General features: G+C 63.7%; 14 protein-coding genes. 13 read left to right on the top strand and 1 reads right to left on the bottom strand.

Annotated elements, in window-relative coordinates; genetic code table 11:
• The 7 genes from PZL22_RS12560 to murB all read left to right on the top strand — a co-directional run bounded on the left by PZL22_RS12560 (window position 1) and on the right by murB (window position 8897).
• Window positions 1-1434, top strand: a complete 1434-nt coding sequence (locus tag PZL22_RS12560) for a UDP-N-acetylmuramoylalanyl-D-glutamyl-2,6-diaminopimelate--D-alanyl-D-alanine ligase (protein ID WP_003529137.1) — start codon at window positions 1-3, stop codon at window positions 1432-1434.
• A 241-nt stretch (window positions 1435-1675) separates the two neighbouring features.
• Window positions 1676-2776, top strand: coding sequence for a phospho-N-acetylmuramoyl-pentapeptide-transferase (mraY, locus tag PZL22_RS12555; RefSeq protein ID WP_003529135.1), 1101 nt, complete (start codon window positions 1676-1678; stop codon window positions 2774-2776).
• A 6-nt stretch (window positions 2777-2782) separates the two neighbouring features.
• Window positions 2783-4174 carry a UDP-N-acetylmuramoyl-L-alanine--D-glutamate ligase gene (gene murD, locus PZL22_RS12550; protein WP_003529131.1) on the top strand — a complete coding sequence of 464 codons (1392 nt, stop codon included), beginning with the start codon at window positions 2783-2785 and terminating at the stop codon, window positions 4172-4174.
• Between the two features lie 57 nt (window positions 4175-4231).
• Window positions 4232-5386, top strand: coding sequence for a putative lipid II flippase FtsW (ftsW, locus tag PZL22_RS12545; RefSeq protein ID WP_003529129.1), 1155 nt, complete (start codon window positions 4232-4234; stop codon window positions 5384-5386).
• A gap of 3 nt (window positions 5387-5389) precedes the next feature.
• The gene (gene murG, locus PZL22_RS12540) at window positions 5390-6514 is read left to right on the top strand and encodes an undecaprenyldiphospho-muramoylpentapeptide beta-N-acetylglucosaminyltransferase (protein WP_003529128.1); all 1125 of its coding nucleotides are present in this window, start codon (window positions 5390-5392) and stop codon (window positions 6512-6514) included.
• Complete coding sequence (murC, locus tag PZL22_RS12535) at window positions 6511-7926, top strand: UDP-N-acetylmuramate--L-alanine ligase (protein WP_003529126.1); 1416 nt, start codon at window positions 6511-6513, stop codon at window positions 7924-7926. The genes murG and murC overlap by 4 nt, the downstream gene beginning before the upstream one ends.
• Window positions 7923-8897, top strand: a complete 975-nt coding sequence (gene murB, locus PZL22_RS12530; protein WP_003529123.1) for a UDP-N-acetylmuramate dehydrogenase — start codon at window positions 7923-7925, stop codon at window positions 8895-8897. The genes murC and murB overlap by 4 nt, the downstream gene beginning before the upstream one ends.
• Before the next feature lie 72 nt (window positions 8898-8969).
• On the opposite strand, the gene PZL22_RS12525 is transcribed toward murB, so the two are convergent.
• Entirely contained in the window at window positions 8970-10280 is a 1311-nt protein-coding gene (locus PZL22_RS12525; RefSeq protein WP_003529121.1) for an MFS transporter, read from the bottom strand.
• A gap of 401 nt (window positions 10281-10681) precedes the next feature.
• Between PZL22_RS12525 and aqpZ the strand changes: the two genes are divergently transcribed.
• From aqpZ to lpxC, 6 genes are all read left to right on the top strand, one after another.
• The gene (gene aqpZ, locus PZL22_RS12520; RefSeq protein ID WP_003529119.1) at window positions 10682-11368 is read left to right on the top strand and encodes an aquaporin Z; all 687 of its coding nucleotides are present in this window, start codon (window positions 10682-10684) and stop codon (window positions 11366-11368) included.
• A gap of 310 nt (window positions 11369-11678) precedes the next feature.
• The gene (locus tag PZL22_RS12515; RefSeq protein WP_003529117.1) at window positions 11679-12605 is read left to right on the top strand and encodes a D-alanine--D-alanine ligase; all 927 of its coding nucleotides are present in this window, start codon (window positions 11679-11681) and stop codon (window positions 12603-12605) included.
• On the top strand, window positions 12593-13522 hold the full coding sequence (gene ftsQ, locus PZL22_RS12510; protein ID WP_003529115.1) for a cell division protein FtsQ: 930 nt from the start codon (window positions 12593-12595) through the stop codon (window positions 13520-13522). Before PZL22_RS12515 ends, ftsQ begins: the two co-directional genes overlap by 13 nt.
• Window positions 13519-14847 (top strand): cell division protein FtsA, encoded by a 1329-nt coding sequence (ftsA, locus tag PZL22_RS12505; RefSeq protein WP_010969742.1) that lies wholly within the window; start codon window positions 13519-13521, stop codon window positions 14845-14847. The genes ftsQ and ftsA overlap by 4 nt, the downstream gene beginning before the upstream one ends.
• 94 nt (window positions 14848-14941) lie before the next feature.
• Window positions 14942-16714, top strand: coding sequence for a cell division protein FtsZ (gene ftsZ, locus PZL22_RS12500; protein WP_003529112.1), 1773 nt, complete (start codon window positions 14942-14944; stop codon window positions 16712-16714).
• 425 nt (window positions 16715-17139) lie between these two features.
• A complete protein-coding gene (lpxC, locus tag PZL22_RS12495) occupies window positions 17140-18093 on the top strand; it encodes a UDP-3-O-acyl-N-acetylglucosamine deacetylase (protein WP_003529110.1) in 954 nt (317 codons plus the stop codon).
• Window positions 18094-18097: the final 4 nt, after the last annotated feature.

Here is an 18097-nt window from a genome sequence, read left to right as displayed (position 1 = left end):
TTGAACTGGCTCTGGACAAGCAGCGATCTTCTGGCCGCGATGAACGGCCGCCCGGTCGGAAACCTGCCGGAAGGTATCACCGGCATTTCGATCGACAGCCGCACGATCGGCGACGGCGAGGCCTTTTTCGCGATCAGGGGCGATCGCGTCGACGGCCACGACTATGCCGGTATCGCGCTTGCAAACGGAGCCGCGCTCCTGGTCGTCAGCGAAGCGAAGCTGCCGGCGCTCGGGCGCCTGATCGCCCCGATGATCGTCGTCGACGACGTGCTGGAGGCGATGATCCGGCTCGGTTGCGCGGCACGCGACCGCAGCGCGGCGAAAATCATCGCCGTCACGGGATCGGTGGGCAAGACCACCACGAAGGAGATGCTGAGGCACGTGCTGTCGCCCCTCGGCCGGGTCCACGCCTCCGTGGCGTCCTTCAACAATCACTGGGGCGTGCCGCTGACGCTTGCGCGCATGCCGGAGACGACCGATTTCGGGGTCTTCGAGATCGGGATGAACCATGCGGGCGAAATTCTGCCGCTGACACGGATGGTTCGTCCGCATGTGGCTGTTGTGACCAGCATTGCCGCCGCCCATCTCGGCAATTTCACGAGCCTGGACGAGATCGCGGCGGCCAAGGCCGAAATCTTCGAAGGCGTGGTCAATGGAGGTCATGCGGTCATCAATCGGGACAGCGCGCAATACGATCTCCTCGAAAGGGCGGCTGCCGCGGCCGGGGTGAGCCATGTCCATTCCTTCGGCGCAAATCCGAGATCGGAATTCCGTCTGGCCGAGTTCGCCGGCGGAGCGGAAGGCTCGGTGCTCTGGGCCGGCATCGGAGGCAGAACGCTTGAAATCGCGATCGGCGTCCCCGGGCGCCATATCGCGGAAAACGCCTTGGCGGCGATCGCCGCGGCGACGCTGGCAGGCGCGGATACCGACCGCGTCGCCGCGTCGTTTGCGACCATGCAGCCGGAAAAGGGCCGGGGGCTGCGGCATCGCCTCAGGATCGGCACCGGGCACCTCACCGTGATCGACGAGAGCTACAACGCCAATCCCGCGTCGATGCGGGCGGCGATCTCGCTTCTTCGCGACGCCGAGCCGGCGCCCGGCGGGCGACGCATCGCCGTTCTCGGCGACATGCTGGAAATGGGCGAGCATTCGGCGGCTGTTCATGCGGCGCTTGCGCGACCCGTTGTCGAGGCGGGTATTGCCGATGTCTGGCTGGCCGGACCCGAGATGGCCCATTTGCGCGACGCTCTGCCGCCGGAGGTATCCGTCGTTCATCGGGATGTGGTGGGCGATCTCACGGGCTACGCCCTCGGCGCGGTTGCGGCCGGCGACGTCGTGATGGTCAAGTCTTCGAAAGGCACCGGTTGCGCAAAGATCGTCCAGGCGCTTCTCGATGCCTATCCGCAGGAGACGGCCGGAGCAGGGGAAGTATAGGGACGTTGCCACCGCTGCATGTTTCCTCGAACCGGAACCGGTTTACGGAAGAACATGCGGCAACTGAAAGCGTGACGGCGGCTCTTGTACGCCCGAAAGGGTGCGCGGCGCCGCAGTGCTGGTGGATACGGCCTTCGGCCAGGGGAAATGGCCTAACATAGTCGAACGCAAGCGGGTATCTTCTGGCAGATGATTCTGTTGGACGATGTCCGATTATAAACTTCTGGGGGAAAGGTCCCTTATGCTGATCTGGCTTGTGGAACTGGCGGACCACTTTCAATTCTTCAATCTCTTTCGCTACATCACCTTCCGTACGGGGGCGGCTCTCTTTACCTCTGCCTTGATCGTGTTCCTGTTCGGCCCCGCCATGATCGCCTCGTTGCGCATCCGCCAGGGCAAGGGCCAGCCGATCCGCGCCGACGGCCCCCAGACGCACTTCAAGAAGGCCGGTACGCCGACCATGGGCGGGTTGATGATCCTGACCGGCATCGTGGTGTCGTCGCTGCTCTGGGCCGATCTGTCCAGCATCTACGTCGTATCGACGCTTCTGGTGACGCTCGGTTTCGGCGCGATAGGCTTCTACGACGACTATCTCAAGGTGACGAAACAGTCGGAAAAGGGCTTCTCCGGCAAGGCACGACTCGGCATCGAGTTCGTGATCGCCGCCGTTGCCGTCTTCTTCATGATGCAGGCGGCGCTTTCCGCAGGGGCGGCGGGTTCCACCTTCGGCTCGTCGGTAACCTTTCCCTTCTTCAAGGACCTGATGCTCAATCTCGGATATTTCTTCGTGCTGTTCGGCGGGTTCGTCATCGTCGGCGCGGGAAATTCGGTAAACCTGACCGACGGCCTCGACGGGCTCGCGATCGTTCCCGTCATGATCGCGTCGGCCGCATTCGGGCTGATCGCCTATCTTGCGGGTAACGCCGTCTTCGCCAATTACCTGCAGATCCATTTCGTGCCCGGCACCGGCGAACTCGCGGTGATCCTTGGCGCCGTGATCGGCGCGGGACTCGGCTTCCTGTGGTTCAACGCACCGCCTGCCGCGATTTTCATGGGCGATACGGGTTCGCTCGCGCTCGGCGGCTTGATCGGCACCGTGGCCGTCGCGACCAAGCACGAGATCGTCATGATCATCATCGGCGGGCTCTTCGTCATCGAGACGCTGTCGGTCATCATCCAGGTCTTCTGGTTCAAGCGCACCGGGCATCGCGTGTTCCTGATGGCGCCGATCCACCATCACTTCGAGAAGAAGGGCTGGACGGAAAGCCAGGTGGTGATCCGTTTCTGGATCATCGCAGTGATCCTCGCAATGGTCGGCCTCTCCACGCTGAAGCTGCGGTGAGCCACGATGATCCCGGTCACCTCATTCAAGGGCAGGAAGGTCGCACTCTTCGGGCTAGGCGGCTCGGGCCTCGCTACGGCTCAGGCACTCGTTTCGGGCGGCGCAGATGTCGTGGCGTGGGACGACAATCCTGGCAGCGTCGCCAAGGCTGCCGCGGCCGGAATAGCCACCGCTGATTTGCGCGGCGCCGACTGGCATGCCTTCGCCGCCTTCGTGCTTTCGCCCGGCGTTCCGCTGACGCATCCGAAGCCGCACTGGAGCGTCGATCTCGCGCATCAGGCCGGCGTCGAGATCATCGGCGATGTGGAGCTCTTCGTGCGTGAGCGGCGCAAACACGCGCCCGATTGCCCCTTCATCGCCATCACCGGCACCAACGGCAAGTCCACGACGACGGCGCTGATCGCCCATATCCTCAGGACAAGCGGGCGCGACACGCAGCTCGGCGGCAATATCGGCACCGCGGTGCTGACGCTGGACCCGCCGAAAGCAGGGCGCTTCTATGTCGTCGAATGCTCATCCTACCAGATCGACCTTGCGCCAACGCTCGACCCGACCGCCGGGATACTGCTCAACCTGACGCCGGATCACCTGGATCGCCACGGCACGATGCAGCACTATGCGGACATCAAGGAGCGTCTGGTGGCGGGGAGCGGAACGGCGGTGGTCGGCGTCGACGACAGCCTCTCGAGCCTGATCGCCGACCGGGTGGAGCGGGCAGGAACAAAGGTCGTGCGTATCTCGCGCCGCCACCCTCTTGCCGAAGGCATCTATGCCGAAGGCTCGGCGCTGATGCGTGCGCAGGACGGGGCATCGTCGCTCTTTACCGATCTCGCCGGGATCCAGACGCTGCGCGGAGGGCACAATGCCCAGAATGCTGCGGCTGCGATCGCCGCCTGCCTGGCGGTCGGCATCTCCGGGAAGGATATCGTCGACGGCCTCAGGAGCTTTCCGGGCCTCAAGCACCGGATGCAGCCGGTTGCGAAAAAGGGAGAGGTCGTCTTCGTCAACGACAGCAAGGCGACCAATGCAGAGGCTGCAGCCCCGGCGCTTTCGAGTTACGACAGAATCTACTGGATCGCCGGCGGACTGCCGAAGGAGGGCGGCATCACGTCACTGGCGCCGTTCTTCCCGAAGATCGTCAAGGCTTATCTGATCGGAGAGGCGGCACCCTCCTTCGCCGCGACACTCGGCGAGGCAGTGCCCTACGAAATCTCGGGGACGTTGGAAAAGGCGGTTGCGCACGCGGCAGCGGATGCGGCGCGGGACTCGCAAGGTCCTGCAGCCGTGATGCTTTCCCCGGCTTGCGCAAGCTTCGACCAGTACAAGAACTTCGAGGTGCGCGGAGATGCCTTCGTCGGCCATGTGGCGGCGCTCGAGGGCGTGAGCATGCTGATCTGACGGCTCCGGCCGGTAGTGGATGTTGGCGCACTAGGCGCCGGGAAAGGGGACAGACTGATGGTAAGCCGAGCCGAACGTGGCCCCGTGGCCGACTGGTTCTGGACGATCGACAGATTTTTTCTCGCCGCCTTCATCCTGCTGATGGGCGTGGGCTTCATGCTCTCCTTCGCCGCAAGCCCCCCGGTCGCCGAACGGCTCGGCCTCGACAGCTTCCACTTCGTCAAGCGCCATGCGCTCTTCCTCCTGCCGTCGCTGGTGGTGATGGTCGGCATCTCCTTTCTCTCGCCGCGACAGGTGCGGCGCACGGCGATCATCCTGCTCGTGATTTCCACGGCGATGATGGTGCTGGCTCTGTTCTTCGGTCAGGAGGTCAAGGGTTCCAGGCGGTGGCTGTCGCTCGCCGGCATTTCGATACAGCCCTCGGAATTCATGAAGCCCGCCTTTGTCGTGGTCTGCGCCTGGCTTTTCGCCGAACATGCACGGCAGCCGGAAATCCCCGGCAATCTGCTTTCGATCCTCCTCTTCGGTATCGTCGGGGCGCTCCTCGTCGCCCAGCCCGACCTCGGCCAGACCATCCTCACGACGGTGGTCTGGGGCGGCATGTTCTTCATGGCGGGCATGCCATGGCTCTGGATCATCGTGCTCGCGTCGGTGGCGATAGGCGGGTTTTTCGCCGCCTATTCCATCCTGCCTCACGTCGCCGGCCGCATCGACCGGTTCCTGACCGGAGAAGGCGATACGTTCCAGGTGGATACGGCCCGCGAGGCGATCATTCGCGGTGACTGGTTCGGCCGCGGCCCGGGCGAGGGCGTGGTGAAGCGCATCATTCCGGACAGCCATACGGACTTCATCTTCTCCGTCGCTGCGGAGGAGTTCGGCATCGTCTTCTGCATGGTCGTCGTCGTGATTTTCGCCTTCGTGGTTATGCGCGGCCTCAATCATGCCTTCCGTGAGCGCAACGATTTCAACCGGTTCGCGGTTGCCGGGCTGGTCCTGCAAATCGGCATTCAGTCGATGATCAATATCGGCGTGAATCTGGAGCTGCTTCCGGCCAAGGGCATGACGCTCCCGCTGATTTCCTATGGCGGGTCGTCGATGGTGGCGATCTGCGTGACAGCGGGATTCATTCTGGCACTGACGCGTCATCGGCCCGAGAAGCGTGCGGTCGAGCGCAGCCTCTTTCGATCGGGCGTCGGAGTGCCGGCGGAGTGAGACATGGATAAAGGCATCATTCTTCTTGCCGCCGGCGGGACCGGCGGGCATCTCTTTCCAGCCGAGGCGCTGGCGCACGAGCTGAAAGCGACGGGTTATTCCGTGCATCTGGTGACGGACAGCCGTGCCGAACGCTTCACGGGGAAGTTCCCGGCCGACGAGATTCATGTCGTGCCGTCGGCGACGATCGGCTCGAAGAATCCGCTGAAACTCGCCCGGTCGGTGTGGAAGCTCTGGACGGGTCTGAGGGCGGCCCGGCGACTGATTGCCAGGCTTAAGCCCAGGGCCGTCGTCGGCTTCGGCGGCTACCCGACGGTGCCGCCGCTGCTTGCGGCCACGGGCATGGGCATTCCGTCCATCATCCACGAACAGAACGCGGTGATGGGCCGCGCCAACAAAATGCTCGCATCGCGGGTCAAGGCCGTCGCCGGCGGCTTTCTTCCGGAAGGCACCGGAGCCTTCGCGGCAAAGACCGTGGCGACCGGAAACCCTGTGCGCCCCGCGGTACTGAAGGCTGCCGGGGTTCCTTATGCGCCGGCTGCCGGCGATGCGCCCTTTCATCTCGTGGTCTTCGGTGGCAGCCAGGGCGCGCAATTCTTCTCGAAAGCGGTGCCGCAGGCGGTCTGCCGGCTCGACGACGCGCTGCGCCAGCGGCTGAAGGTGACGCAGCAGGCCCGGCCCGAGGACCGGGAAGGCGTCATCGCGATCTACGAGAAGCTCGGCGTTCCGGCTGAGGTCTCCCCCTTCTTCACCGACATGGCCGGTCGGATCGCTTCGGCGCAGCTCCTTATCTGCCGCTCGGGCGCTTCCACCGTTTCGGAAATCTCGGTCATCGGGCGCCCGGCGATCCTGGTGCCATATCCCTACGCTCTCGACCACGACCAGGCAGCCAATGCCGCCGCACTCGCCGCGAAAGGCGGGGCGCGCGTGATCGCGCAGGTGGAGCTCAGCGCCGAGCGTCTCGCCGGCATCCTTGCGGATGCGATGAGCAACCCGGATGCGCTGGCGCAGATGGCGGCTGGCGCCCGCCAGACCGGCAAGCCGGATGCCGCGCGCTTGCTTGCCTTGCTGGTAGAGGCTATTGCCAGCGGCTCGACAGTCGCGAAGTTCAAGGAAACACGCTCATGAAGATGCCGAAGACGATCGGGCTCGTACATTTCATTGGTATCGGCGGCATCGGCATGAGCGGTATTGCCGAAGTCCTGCACAATCTCGGCCATCGCGTCCAGGGTTCCGACCAGGCCGACAGCGCCAATGTGCAGCGTCTGCGGGAAAAGGGCATCAGCATTTCCATCGGGCACAAAGCGGAAAATCTCGGCGATGCCGAGGTGGTCGTCGTCTCGACGGCGATCAAGAAGGACAATCCCGAGCTTATCGCTGCACGCGAGAAATTCCTGCCGGTCGTGCGCCGGGCCGAGATGCTTGCCGAGCTGATGCGCTTCCGCAATGCGATTGCGATCGGCGGGACCCATGGCAAGACGACGACGACCTCGATGGTCGCCGCCCTGCTCGATGCGGGCGGCCTCGATCCGACGGTGATCAACGGCGGCATCATCAACGCCTACGGCACCAATGCGCGCATGGGCGCCGGCGAATGGATGGTGGTCGAAGCGGACGAATCCGACGGCACGTTCCTGAAGCTGCCGGCCGACATCGCGGTCGTCACCAATATCGATCCCGAACATCTCGACCACTACGGCAGTTTCGACGCCGTGCGCGCGGCCTTCCGGCAGTTCGTCGAGAACGTGCCCTTTTACGGATTTGGCGTGCTGTGTCTCGACCATCCGGAAGTCCAGTCCATGGTCGGCAAGATCGAGGACCGGAAGGTCGTCACCTACGGCGAGAACCCCCAGGCCGACGTGCGCTTCCACAATATCCGCATGGACGGTGCGACCTCCATCTTCGATATTGAGATCCGCCGCCGCCGCACGGGCCAGGTGATCGAGATCAAGGATCTCAGGCTGCCGATGCCCGGACGCCATAATGTCTCGAACGCCACGGCTGCCGTAGCGGTCGCACAGCGGCTCGGCATCAAGCCCGAGGACATAGCGAGAGGTCTTGCCACCTTTGGCGGCGTCAAGCGCCGCTTCACGCTGACGGGCGAATGGAACGGCGCGCGCATCTTCGACGATTACGGCCACCACCCGGTCGAGATCAGGGCAGTCCTGAGGGCGGCGCGGGAGGCGTGCCAGGGGCGCATCGTCGCGGTCCACCAGCCGCATCGCTATTCGCGCCTGTCGAGCCTCTTCGAGGACTTCACCTCCTGCTTCAACGACGCCGATACGATCCTGCTCGCTCCGGTCTATGCGGCCGGCGAGGAAGCCATAGAGGGCGTCAGTTCGGAAGCGCTTGTCGACCGCATCAAGGCTGCCGGCCATCGCGATGCCCGCCACGTCCCCGGACAGGAGGCACTGGCGCCTGTTATCGCGAAGATTGCGCAGCCGGGCGATTTTGTGGTTCTCTTGGGAGCTGGCAGCATTACCTATTGGGCCGCGGCCTTGCCCAAGCAGCTCGCGGAAATTTCAGGAAATCGAGCATGAAACAGGTCAACGGTCAGAAACTTCTCGATTCGCTCGGAAGCGGCGTCGCTGCAATCCGCGGACGTCTCACGCCCGATGCCCCGATGGACCGCGTCACCTGGTTTCGTGCGGGCGGCCTTGCCGAACTCATGTTCCAGCCGCACGACACCGACGACCTCGTCGCCTTCCTGAAGCTGGTGCCCGAAGAGGTGCCGGTGATGGTCGTCGGCGTGGGCTCCAACCTGCTCGTGCGCGACGGCGGCATTCCGGGCGTCGTCATCCGGCTTTCTGCGAAGGGCTTCGGCGATCTCGAACTCGCCGGTGAAAACCGCATCAAGGCGGGCGCGATCTGCCCGGACAAGAACATCGCCGCCATGGCGCTCGACCATGGCATTGGCGGCTTCTACTTCTATTACGGCATTCCCGGTTCGATTGGCGGGGCACTCCGCATGAACGCCGGCGCCAATAGCGGCGAGACCAGCGAACGCGTCATCGAGGTCCATGCCGTCGACCGCAAGGGCAACAGGCATGTCCTGAGCAAAGCGGAGATGGGCTATGGCTACCGCCATTCCGGCGCGGCCAAGGAGCTGATTTTCACGCATGCGATCTTCGAGGGTTATGCGGAAGACAAGACCAAGATCCGCACCGACATGGACGCCGTGCGCCAGCATCGCGAAACGGTGCAGCCGATCCGCGAGAAGACCGGCGGATCCACCTTCAAGAACCCGGACGGCCATTCGGCCTGGAAGCTGATCGACGAGGCCGGCTGCCGCGGGATGATGATCGGCAATGCCCAGATGTCGCCGCTTCACTGCAATTTCATGATCAATACCGGACAGGCGACGGGCTACGAGCTCGAATATCTCGGTGAGACCGTGCGCCAGCGGGTGATGGAGCATTCCGGCGTCAAGCTGGAATGGGAAATCAAGCGGGTCGGCAATTTCATGCCGGGCTACGAAATCAGGGAATTCCTCGGCCGCGCCACGGCCTGAGCCGAAATCAGGACCAAAGAAAAGGGCCGCGACGGTCATCCGCCGCGGCCCTTTTTTCAGGATTATTCCATCTCAGCCCGAGACCTCTTCCTCGTTCGAAAGAAGCAGGCAGACGAGCGTGATCGAAGCCGCCGCCAGCAGATAGTAGCCGACATGGCCGAGGCTGTAATTGGTCGCGAGCCAGGTGGCGATATAGGGCGCCAGCGACGCGCCGAAGATGCCGGCGAGGTTGAAGGTCATCGAGGCTCCGGTATAGCGCACCGCGGTCGGGAAGGGGGCCGCCAGTGCGGCGCCGATCGGCCCGTAGGTGAGGCCCATCAGGCCGAGGCCGACGATCGAGAAGACGAAGGCCCCGCCGAGACCGGACGACAGGAGCGGTGCCATGAAGAGGCCGAAAACGCCGATCCCGATCGTCGTCAGTACCAGCACGAGACGGCGGCCGAAGCGGTCCGAAAGGATGCCGGAGACGGGGATCATCAGGCCGAAGAAGACGACGCCCGTCATCTGTACGAGGAGGAACTGTTCGCGCGAATAGCCGAGCTTGGTCGTGCCCCAGGAGAGCGAGAAGACGGTCATCAGATAGAACAGGACGAAGGTCGCGAGCGCCACGAAGGTGCCGAGTACGAGGCTTCGCTTGTGCGAGCGGAAGATCGCCGCGACCGGCACCTCGACGCGCTCGTGCTTGTCGATCGCCTTCTGGAATTCCGGCGTTTCGGTGATCTTCAGGCGGACATAGAGGCCGACGATCACAAGCAGCACGCTGGCGATGAAGGGAACGCGCCAGCCCCAGGCGAGGAAGGCCTCTTCGCTCATGACCTCGCCGAGGATGAGGAAGGTTCCGGCCGACAGGATGAAGCCGATCGGCGCGCCGAGTTGCGGGAACATGGCGTACCAGCTCCGCTTGCCTTCAGGCGCATTCTCGGTGGCGAGCAACACCGCGCCGCCCCATTCGCCGCCGAGGCCGAGGCCCTGGCCGAAGCGGCAGAGGGCAAGCAGCAGCGGTGCCACGACGCCGATCGTCGAATAGGTGGGCAACAGGCCGATGACGACCGTCGAGATGCCCATAGTCATCAGCGCGGCGACGAGCGTCGCCTTGCGGCCGATCCTGTCGCCGAAGTGACCGAAGATCACGGCGCCGAGCGGGCGGGCGAAGAAGGCGATCGAGAAGGTGGCGAGGGACTGCAGCATTGCCGAGGTCGGATCGGCTGCAGGGAAGAAGAGGTGCGGGAAGATGATCACCGCTGCGGTCGCATAGACATAGAAGTCGAAGAATTCGATCGTCGTGCCGACGAGGCTGGCGAACAGCACCCGGGCAGGGGAGTTCACGGCCTGCCGATGCAACGCACCATCCTGCGGCGACAGCGAGGTTGTCGCGTCTGTCATTGGTTCGTTCCTGGAGCAATTGGCGGGAAAGCGAGTAACTCTCCCCGCCGGAATTGCGTAGTTTCATAGGGTTAGATCAGTTCGCTGTCCGATGGACACAATCAAACGATCTGGCGGTCATGCCGTCTTGGGAGGCGGGCGGCCGGTTCTTAGCGCAAGTTTTCACATCGAGAAAGCCTGATTTCGTAAGAAATGCGAACTAAATGCGCTTGCCGGCGAAGGAATATTCCACCGGCATATCGCCGCCCGTGTGCTCGATCAGCCGGCATTCCCGCCTACGCGAATTCATTGTCTTCCCGTATTGCGGGCATCGCCTGAAAATACATCTCCCGCTTGACGGGAATCGAATACTGGAGAACTCTCGCCGGCGAAGCGTTTTGCTTCGGTTCGGGGGAATATTCATGTTCAGGAAGCTCTCTGTGGAATTTCTCGGTACTTTCTGGCTCGTTCTCGGCGGGTGCGGCAGCGCCGTGCTTGCCGCTGCCTTCCCGGAGGTCGGCATCGGCCTGCTTGGGGTCTCCTTTGCCTTCGGCCTTACGGTGCTGACCATGGCCTATGCGGTCGGCGGGATTTCGGGCGGTCATTTCAATCCGGCGGTATCGGTCGGCCTTGCCGTTGCCGGCAGAATGCCGCCGGCAAGCCTCGTCGGTTACATCCTCGCGCAGGTCGCCGGCGCGATCGCCGCAGCTGCCGTGCTCTACGTGATCGCCAGCGGCAAGGCCGATTTCCAGCTTGGCGGTTTTGCCGCCAATGGCTACGGCGAACACTCGCCGGGCGGTTATTCGTTGACGGCGGCGCTCGTCACCGAGGTCGTCATGACCGCCTTTTTCCTGCTCATCATTCTTGGCTCGACGCATAGCCGTGTGCCTGTGGGCTTCGCGCCCATCGCCATCGGCCTGGGGCTGACCTTGATTCACCTCGTCTCGATCCCGGTCACCAACACCTCGGTCAATCCGGCGCGTTCGACCGGACAGGCGCTGTTCGTCGGCGATTGGGCGATTTCCCAGCTCTGGCTCTTCTGGGTCGCGCCGCTGATCGGTGCGGTCATCGCCGGAATCGTATGGAAGATCGTCGGCGACGATAGCTAGGTCGAGAAAGATAGCGCGACGCAAGACCTTGTAGAGCCCGCCTGCACACGCAGGCGGGCTCTACCTTTCCTAAGATTATTTCTCTTGCAAGCCACAGAAAGCTCTGATTCAGCTAGGAAATCTTGTCTCTGGTTGATTCTTGACGGGTGTCGCCGAAGCGCGTTTCGCGGCGAGAGTTAACCAAAGTAAACACTTCATTAACCATAATGTCGTTGTAGTGGTTCTACGCGGCGGTCTCGCGAATCGCGGCTTCGAAATCAGCCAGGTGCAAGCAAGCTTCGCGATAGTGGCGTATTGTTTGGGGGTTTGAATGAGCAGCAAGCATGTTGCTGTCCTGTTGGGCGGATTTTCCTCGGAGAGGCCGGTGAGCCTGTCTTCGGGGACTGCTTGCGCGGATGCCCTGGAGGCCGAAGGCTATCGCGTCACGCGTGTCGATGTCGGTCGCGACGTCGCGGCGGTTCTTCAGGAATTGCGTCCGGATGTCGTCTTCAACGCGCTTCATGGGCCGTTCGGCGAGGACGGGACGATCCAGGGCATTCTCGAATATCTCGAGATTCCCTATACCCATTCGGGCGTTTTGGCCTCGGCGCTGGCCATGGATAAAGATCAGGCAAAGCATGTCGCCAAGGCTGCCGGCATTCCGGTTGCCGAAGCCTTGGTCATGGACCGGCGCAGCTTCGGCAATCAGCACCCGATGAAGCCGCCTTACGTGGTGAAGCCGGTCCGCGAGGGGTCGAGCTTCGGAGTGGTGATCGTCAAGGAGGATCAGTCGCATCCGCCTCAGGTGATCACCTCGAGCGAGTGGCGCTACGGCGACCGCGTCATGGTCGAGCGCTATATTGCGGGGCGCGAATTCACCTGCGGTGTCATGGGCGACGTCGCCCTCGGCGTCACTGAAATCATTCCGCAGGGGCACGCCTTCTACGATTACGACTCGAAATACGTAAAAGGTGGTTCGAAGCACGTCATACCTGCACAGATTTCACCAAATATTTACCAAAAAATACAAACACTGGCGTTGAAGGCGCATCAGGCGATCGGTTGCCGCGGCGTCAGCCGGTCCGACTTTCGTTTCGACGATCGTGGGGATGGTGAGGGCGAGTTGATCTGGCTCGAGATCAACACCCAACCCGGCATGACCCCAACGTCCCTGGTGCCCGAAATGGCGCAGCATGCGGGCCTTCAGTTCGGTGAATTTCTCAAGTGGATGGTGGAGGACGCGTCGTGCTTGCGCTGAGGGGCAGAAGGGGCAAGAGGGTTCGTTACCCGGCCGACGGTGTCGCCGAGGCGGACGAAGCGTTCGTCCTGCCGCGGCCGCTGCGCAGGGGCGTGCGCTTTCTGATCAGCCTTGGCGCCGGTCGAATCCGCTTCCCGAATCATACCGGAACAGTATCCGCCGCAGCTTTCATGGTGGCGACGGGCCTCTATGGCATGTCGCTCGGCGGCCACACGCAGAGCTTCGCGCAGGTCTCGACGACTGCCGCCGGCTTCGCGATCGAGGACGTCCGCGTCTCCGGCAACGCGCAGACCTCCGAGATCGACATCCTCCAGCAGCTCGGCCTGGACGGCACGACGTCACTGGTGGCGCTCGATATCGAGGAGGCGCGTCGGCTGATCGGCGAACTGCCCTGGGTCGAGACCGTCACGGTTCGCAAGGTCTATCCGGGCACGATCGAGGTCGTTCTCAAGGAGCGCGAAGCCTTCGGTATCTGGCAGCACGGATCGGATCTCTCGCTCATAGAGCGCAGCGGCAGCGTCATCGCGCCGCTCAGGGACAACAAGTTCGCCAGCCTGCCGCTTTTCGTCGGCCGCGACGCGGAGACGGCGGCGGCCGCGTTTTACGACGAGTTTTCCCGCTGGCCGGAGTTCCGCTCCCGCGTCAAGGCCTTCGTGCGCGTGGCCGGGCGCCGCTGGGATCTGCGGCTCAACAACGGCGTCGTGGTGAAGCTTCCGGAAAAGGATGTTGCCCGCGCGATGAGCGTGCTCGCCGGTATGCAAGACACGCATCAGTTGCTCGAGCGCGACATCGCCGCCGTCGATCTCAGGCTCGAAGACCGCACGACCGTACAGTTGACGCCGGAAGCTGTGAAGCGCCGGGAAGTCGCACTCAAGGCGAGGGAGAAGATGCTGAAAGCCCAGGAGAAGCGGATATGAGTTTGTTCGGATCCGCCAATTTCGGCCTTCCGCGTCTGAAGCCCTTGCCCTCGAAGCGGTCGCATGTCGTGTCGGTGCTCGATATCGGCTCGACCAAGGTGGTATGCATGATCGGCCGCCTGACGCCGCGTGCCGAGAGCCAGATCCTGCCCGGGCGCACGCACAGCATCGAGGTCATCGGCATCGGTCACCAGAAGTCGCGGGGCGTCAAGAATGGCGTCATCGCCGATCTCGACGCGGTCGAAAGCGTCGTCCGGCTTGCGGTCGATGCAGCCGAGCGCATGGCGGGACTGACGATCGACAGCCTCATCGTGAATGTTTCAGCCGGCCGCCTGCAGAGCGACGTCTATACCGCGACGATCGATCTCGGCGGGCAGGAGGTCGAAGCGAACGATCTGAAGAAGGTACTCGCTGCCGCGGGGCACCAGTCGCTGCGCACCGACCGCGCCATCCTGCACTCTCTGCCGACCGGCTTCTCGCTGGACGGCGAGCGCGGCATCCGCGACCCGCTGGCGATGTTCGGTGACGTTCTCGGCGTCGACATGCATGTGCTGACGGCGGAGCGTCCCGCACTGAAGAACCTCGAGCTCTGCGTCAATCGCGCCCACCTCTCGGTCGAGGGCATGGTCGCGACGCCTTATGCCAGCGGGCTTGCGGCACTCGTCGATGACGAGGTCGAGCTCGGATGTGCGGCCATCGACATGGGCGGCGGTACGACGACGATCTCGGTTTTCGCCGAAGGCAAGCTCGTCCATGCGGACGCGGTCGGCCTTGGCGGCCACCACGTCACGACCGATCTGGCGCGCGGCCTGTCCACCCGCATCGAGGATGCCGAGCGCCTGAAGGTCGTGCACGGTTCGGCGCTTCCGAACAGCGCGGACGAGCGCGATATCATTTCGGTTCCGCCGATCGGCGAAGACGACCGCGACCAGCCGACACACGTGCCGCGCGCTCTGGTCTCGCGCATAGTTCGCGCTCGCATCGAAGAGACGCTGGAACTCATACGCGACCGCATCCAGCGGTCCGGTTTCAGCCCGATCGTCGGCAAGCGCATCGTATTGACGGGGGGAGCCAGCCAGCTGACCGGTCTGCCGGAAGCGGCGCGGCGCATTCTTGCACGCAATGTCCGCATCGGCCGCCCGCTCGGCGTATCCGGCCTGCCGGCCGCTGCCAAGGGCCCGGCCTTTTCCACGGCCGTCGGGCTGATGATCTATCCCCAGGTCGCCGACCTCGAGACGCATGCCGCCGGCAGCGGCATGTTCTCCACCCTCGGCGGCAACAGCCGTTTCGCCCGGATGGGGCAATGGCTGAAAGAAAGTTTCTAGATCGCTCGGCATATCGCCGGACGAGACAGGTGTTCGAGTTTGAAGGAATTGGCCGGCTCGGCAAGGCGGCCAGGGAAAGAGAAGGAACAGGACTATGGCCATCAACTTGCAGAAGCCGGACATTACCGAGCTGAAGCCGCGTATCACGGTCTTCGGCGTCGGCGGCGGCGGCGGCAACGCCGTCAACAACATGATCACCGCCGGGCTCCAGGGCGTCGATTTCGTCGTCGCCAACACGGATGCCCAGGCACTCACCATGACCAAGGCCGAGCGGATCATCCAGATGGGTGTCGCCGTCACCGAAGGTCTTGGTGCCGGCTCGCAGCCGGAAGTCGGCCGTGCGGCCGCTGAAGAATGCATCGACGAGATCATCGATCACCTGCAGGGCACGCATATGTGCTTCGTCACCGCCGGCATGGGCGGCGGCACCGGCACGGGTGCTGCTCCGATCGTCGCCCAGGCTGCCCGCAACAAGGGTATCCTCACCGTCGGCGTCGTCACCAAGCCCTTCCATTTCGAAGGCGGACGCCGCATGCGGATCGCCGACCAGGGTATTTCCGATCTTCAGAAGTCGGTCGACACCCTGATCGTCATCCCGAACCAGAACCTCTTCCGCATCGCCAATGACAAGACGACCTTCGCGGACGCCTTCGCCATGGCCGACCAGGTTCTTTATTCGGGCGTCGCCTGCATCACCGACCTCATGGTCAAGGAAGGCCTCATCAACCTCGACTTCGCCGACGTCCGTTCGGTGATGCGCGAAATGGGCCGCGCCATGATGGGTACGGGCGAAGCCTCCGGCGAGGGCCGCGCAATGGCCGCTGCGGAAGCCGCGATCGCCAACCCGCTGCTCGACGAAACCTCGATGAAGGGCGCTCAGGGCCTGCTCATCTCCATCACCGGTGGCCGCGACCTCACGCTCTTCGAGGTGGATGAGGCTGCCACGCGTATCCGCGAGGAGGTCGATCCGGACGCCAACATCATTCTCGGCGCGACCTTCGACGAAGAGCTCGAAGGCCTCATTCGGGTTTCCGTCGTCGCCACCGGCATCGACCGCACGGCCGCGGAGGTGGCCGGCCGCTCCGCCGACTTTCGTCCGGTAGCGCCGAAGCCGATCGTCCGCCCGTCCGCCGCCGTTCCGGCTCAGCCGCAGCCGACTGTCTCGCTGCAGCCGGCGCCGCAGCCGCAGCCGGTGCAGCAGCCGCTCCAGCAGCAGAATGTCGACCACATCGCGCTCGCCATTCGCGAAGCCGAAATGGAGCGCGAGCTCGACATCGCTGCGCGCGCCCAGGTCGCCGCACCGGCACCGCAGCCGCAGCCCCACCTCCAGGAAGAGGCCTTCCGTCCGCAGAGCAAGCTCTTCGCCGGCGTCGCTCCGGCGGAGGCCGCACCGGTCATGCGGCCGGCGCAGCCGGCACCGCGCCCGGTCGAGATGCAGGCGCCCGTCCAGCCGCAGATGCAGGCGCAGCCGGTCCGGCAGGAGCCCACCCAGGTCGTGCGGCAGCAGGCCGAGCCGGTACGCATGCCGAAGGTCGAGGACTTTCCGCCGGTCGTGAAGGCAGAAATGGACCACCGGACGCAGCCGGCGCCTGCGCATCAGGAAGAACGCGGGCCGATGGGACTCCTGAACCGGATCACCAGCTCGCTCGGGCTGCGTGAACGGGAAGCGACGAATGTCTCGTCCGACATGACCGCCGCGGCACCAAGCGCCGCCTCGCAACAGCGCCGGCCGCTTTCGCCGGAAGCCAGCCTCTATGCGCCGCGTCGCGGCCAGCTCGACGATCACGGTCGCGCTGCACCGCAGATGCGGTCGCATGAAGACGATCAGCTCGAAATCCCGGCGTTCCTGCGCCGCCAGTCGAGCTGATACCTACGGCGCCGTGCGTCCGACCGGACGCGCAACGTCGCCGTAGTACTTTCAGTCGCCGCAGTTTTTCCTGAGCCGGCTCCGGTTCAGGGAAACATGCGGAGGCTGTTCCTTCACCTTGCCGATGCCCGGGCGCCAGCCCGGGCATTTTTCGATTTTTTACGCGAAATCAGAAGCTTATCAATTGCATTGCGCGCATATGAATTGCGTAACAAAACGAAACGAACAGTGATTTGGAATGGTGCCTCCAAACTCTTATTTTCATGATCGGAATTGGGGACGCATACGATTCGATCGGGCGCTGTTAGTTCGAAGACGAGATTTCCGCCGGCTGCGCGGGGTCCCGGTACTTCGTCTTGTGTCTTGAGCAGCGTGGCACCCTTTAGGATTTTGGCCGAAGGCCGCCTTGATTGAAAGTGACGAGAATGGGAATCGAACTGCTCGGGTTTCAGACGACGATCGCAAACCCGATAACCCTCAAGGGAATTGGCGTTCACTCCGGTGCGGAAGTCGAGATCACCTTCCAGCCGGCCGATGCCGACGCCGGGATCGTGTTCCAGCGTGTGCTTGCCGGCGGCCGGGTGAGCGAATTCCGTGCCGTCTCGTCGCAGGTCGGCAACACCGATCTGTGCACCGTCCTTGGCCTCTCGCCGGCAACCTCGATCGCGACGATCGAGCATGTCATGGCGGCGGTCTATGCGCTCGGCCTCGACAACCTGTTGATCGAGGTGCATGGCGCTGAAATGCCGATCATGGACGGCAGCTCAGCCCCCTTTATCGAGGCGATCGAGCAGGCAGGTATTCATTCGCTTGCCGAGAAGCGCCGCTATATCCGCATTCTCAAGCCGGTGCGCATCGAATCGGGCGCTTCCTGGTCAGAATTCACGCCCTATGACGGCATGCGCTTCGAAGTCGAGATCGACTTCGACTGCCCGCTGATCGGCCGTCAGGCATGGAAGGGCGACATGACGCCTTCCGTTTTCAAGCGGGAGCTGTCGCGTGCGCGTACCTTCGGCTTCATGCGCGATGTGGAGCGCCTCTGGGCAGGCGGTTTCGCGCTCGGCTCGTCACTCGAGAACTCCGTGGTAATTTCGGACGACAACACGGTCATCAATGTCGAGGGCCTGCGGTATACGGACGAGTTCGTCCGCCACAAGACGCTCGATGCCGTAGGCGATCTTTCGCTGGCGGGTGCTCCCTTCCTCGGCTGCTACCGCTCCTATCGCGGCGGGCACCGGATGAATGCCAATGCCCTCAAGGCATTGCTCAGCGATCCGACCGCCTATGAGGTGGTGGAAACGGCAACGCCGCGCCAGCGCACCCGTTCGCGGGACATGGTGGCGGTTGCCGCACCGGGCTTTGCGCCCTGGTCCGCCTGACGGC

Origin of the sequence: Ensifer meliloti (assembly GCF_030064585.1) — a bacterium.
In the GTDB taxonomy this organism is placed as follows: domain Bacteria; phylum Pseudomonadota; class Alphaproteobacteria; order Rhizobiales; family Rhizobiaceae; genus Sinorhizobium; species Sinorhizobium meliloti.
This window is presented reverse-complemented; position numbering and strand designations above follow the sequence as displayed.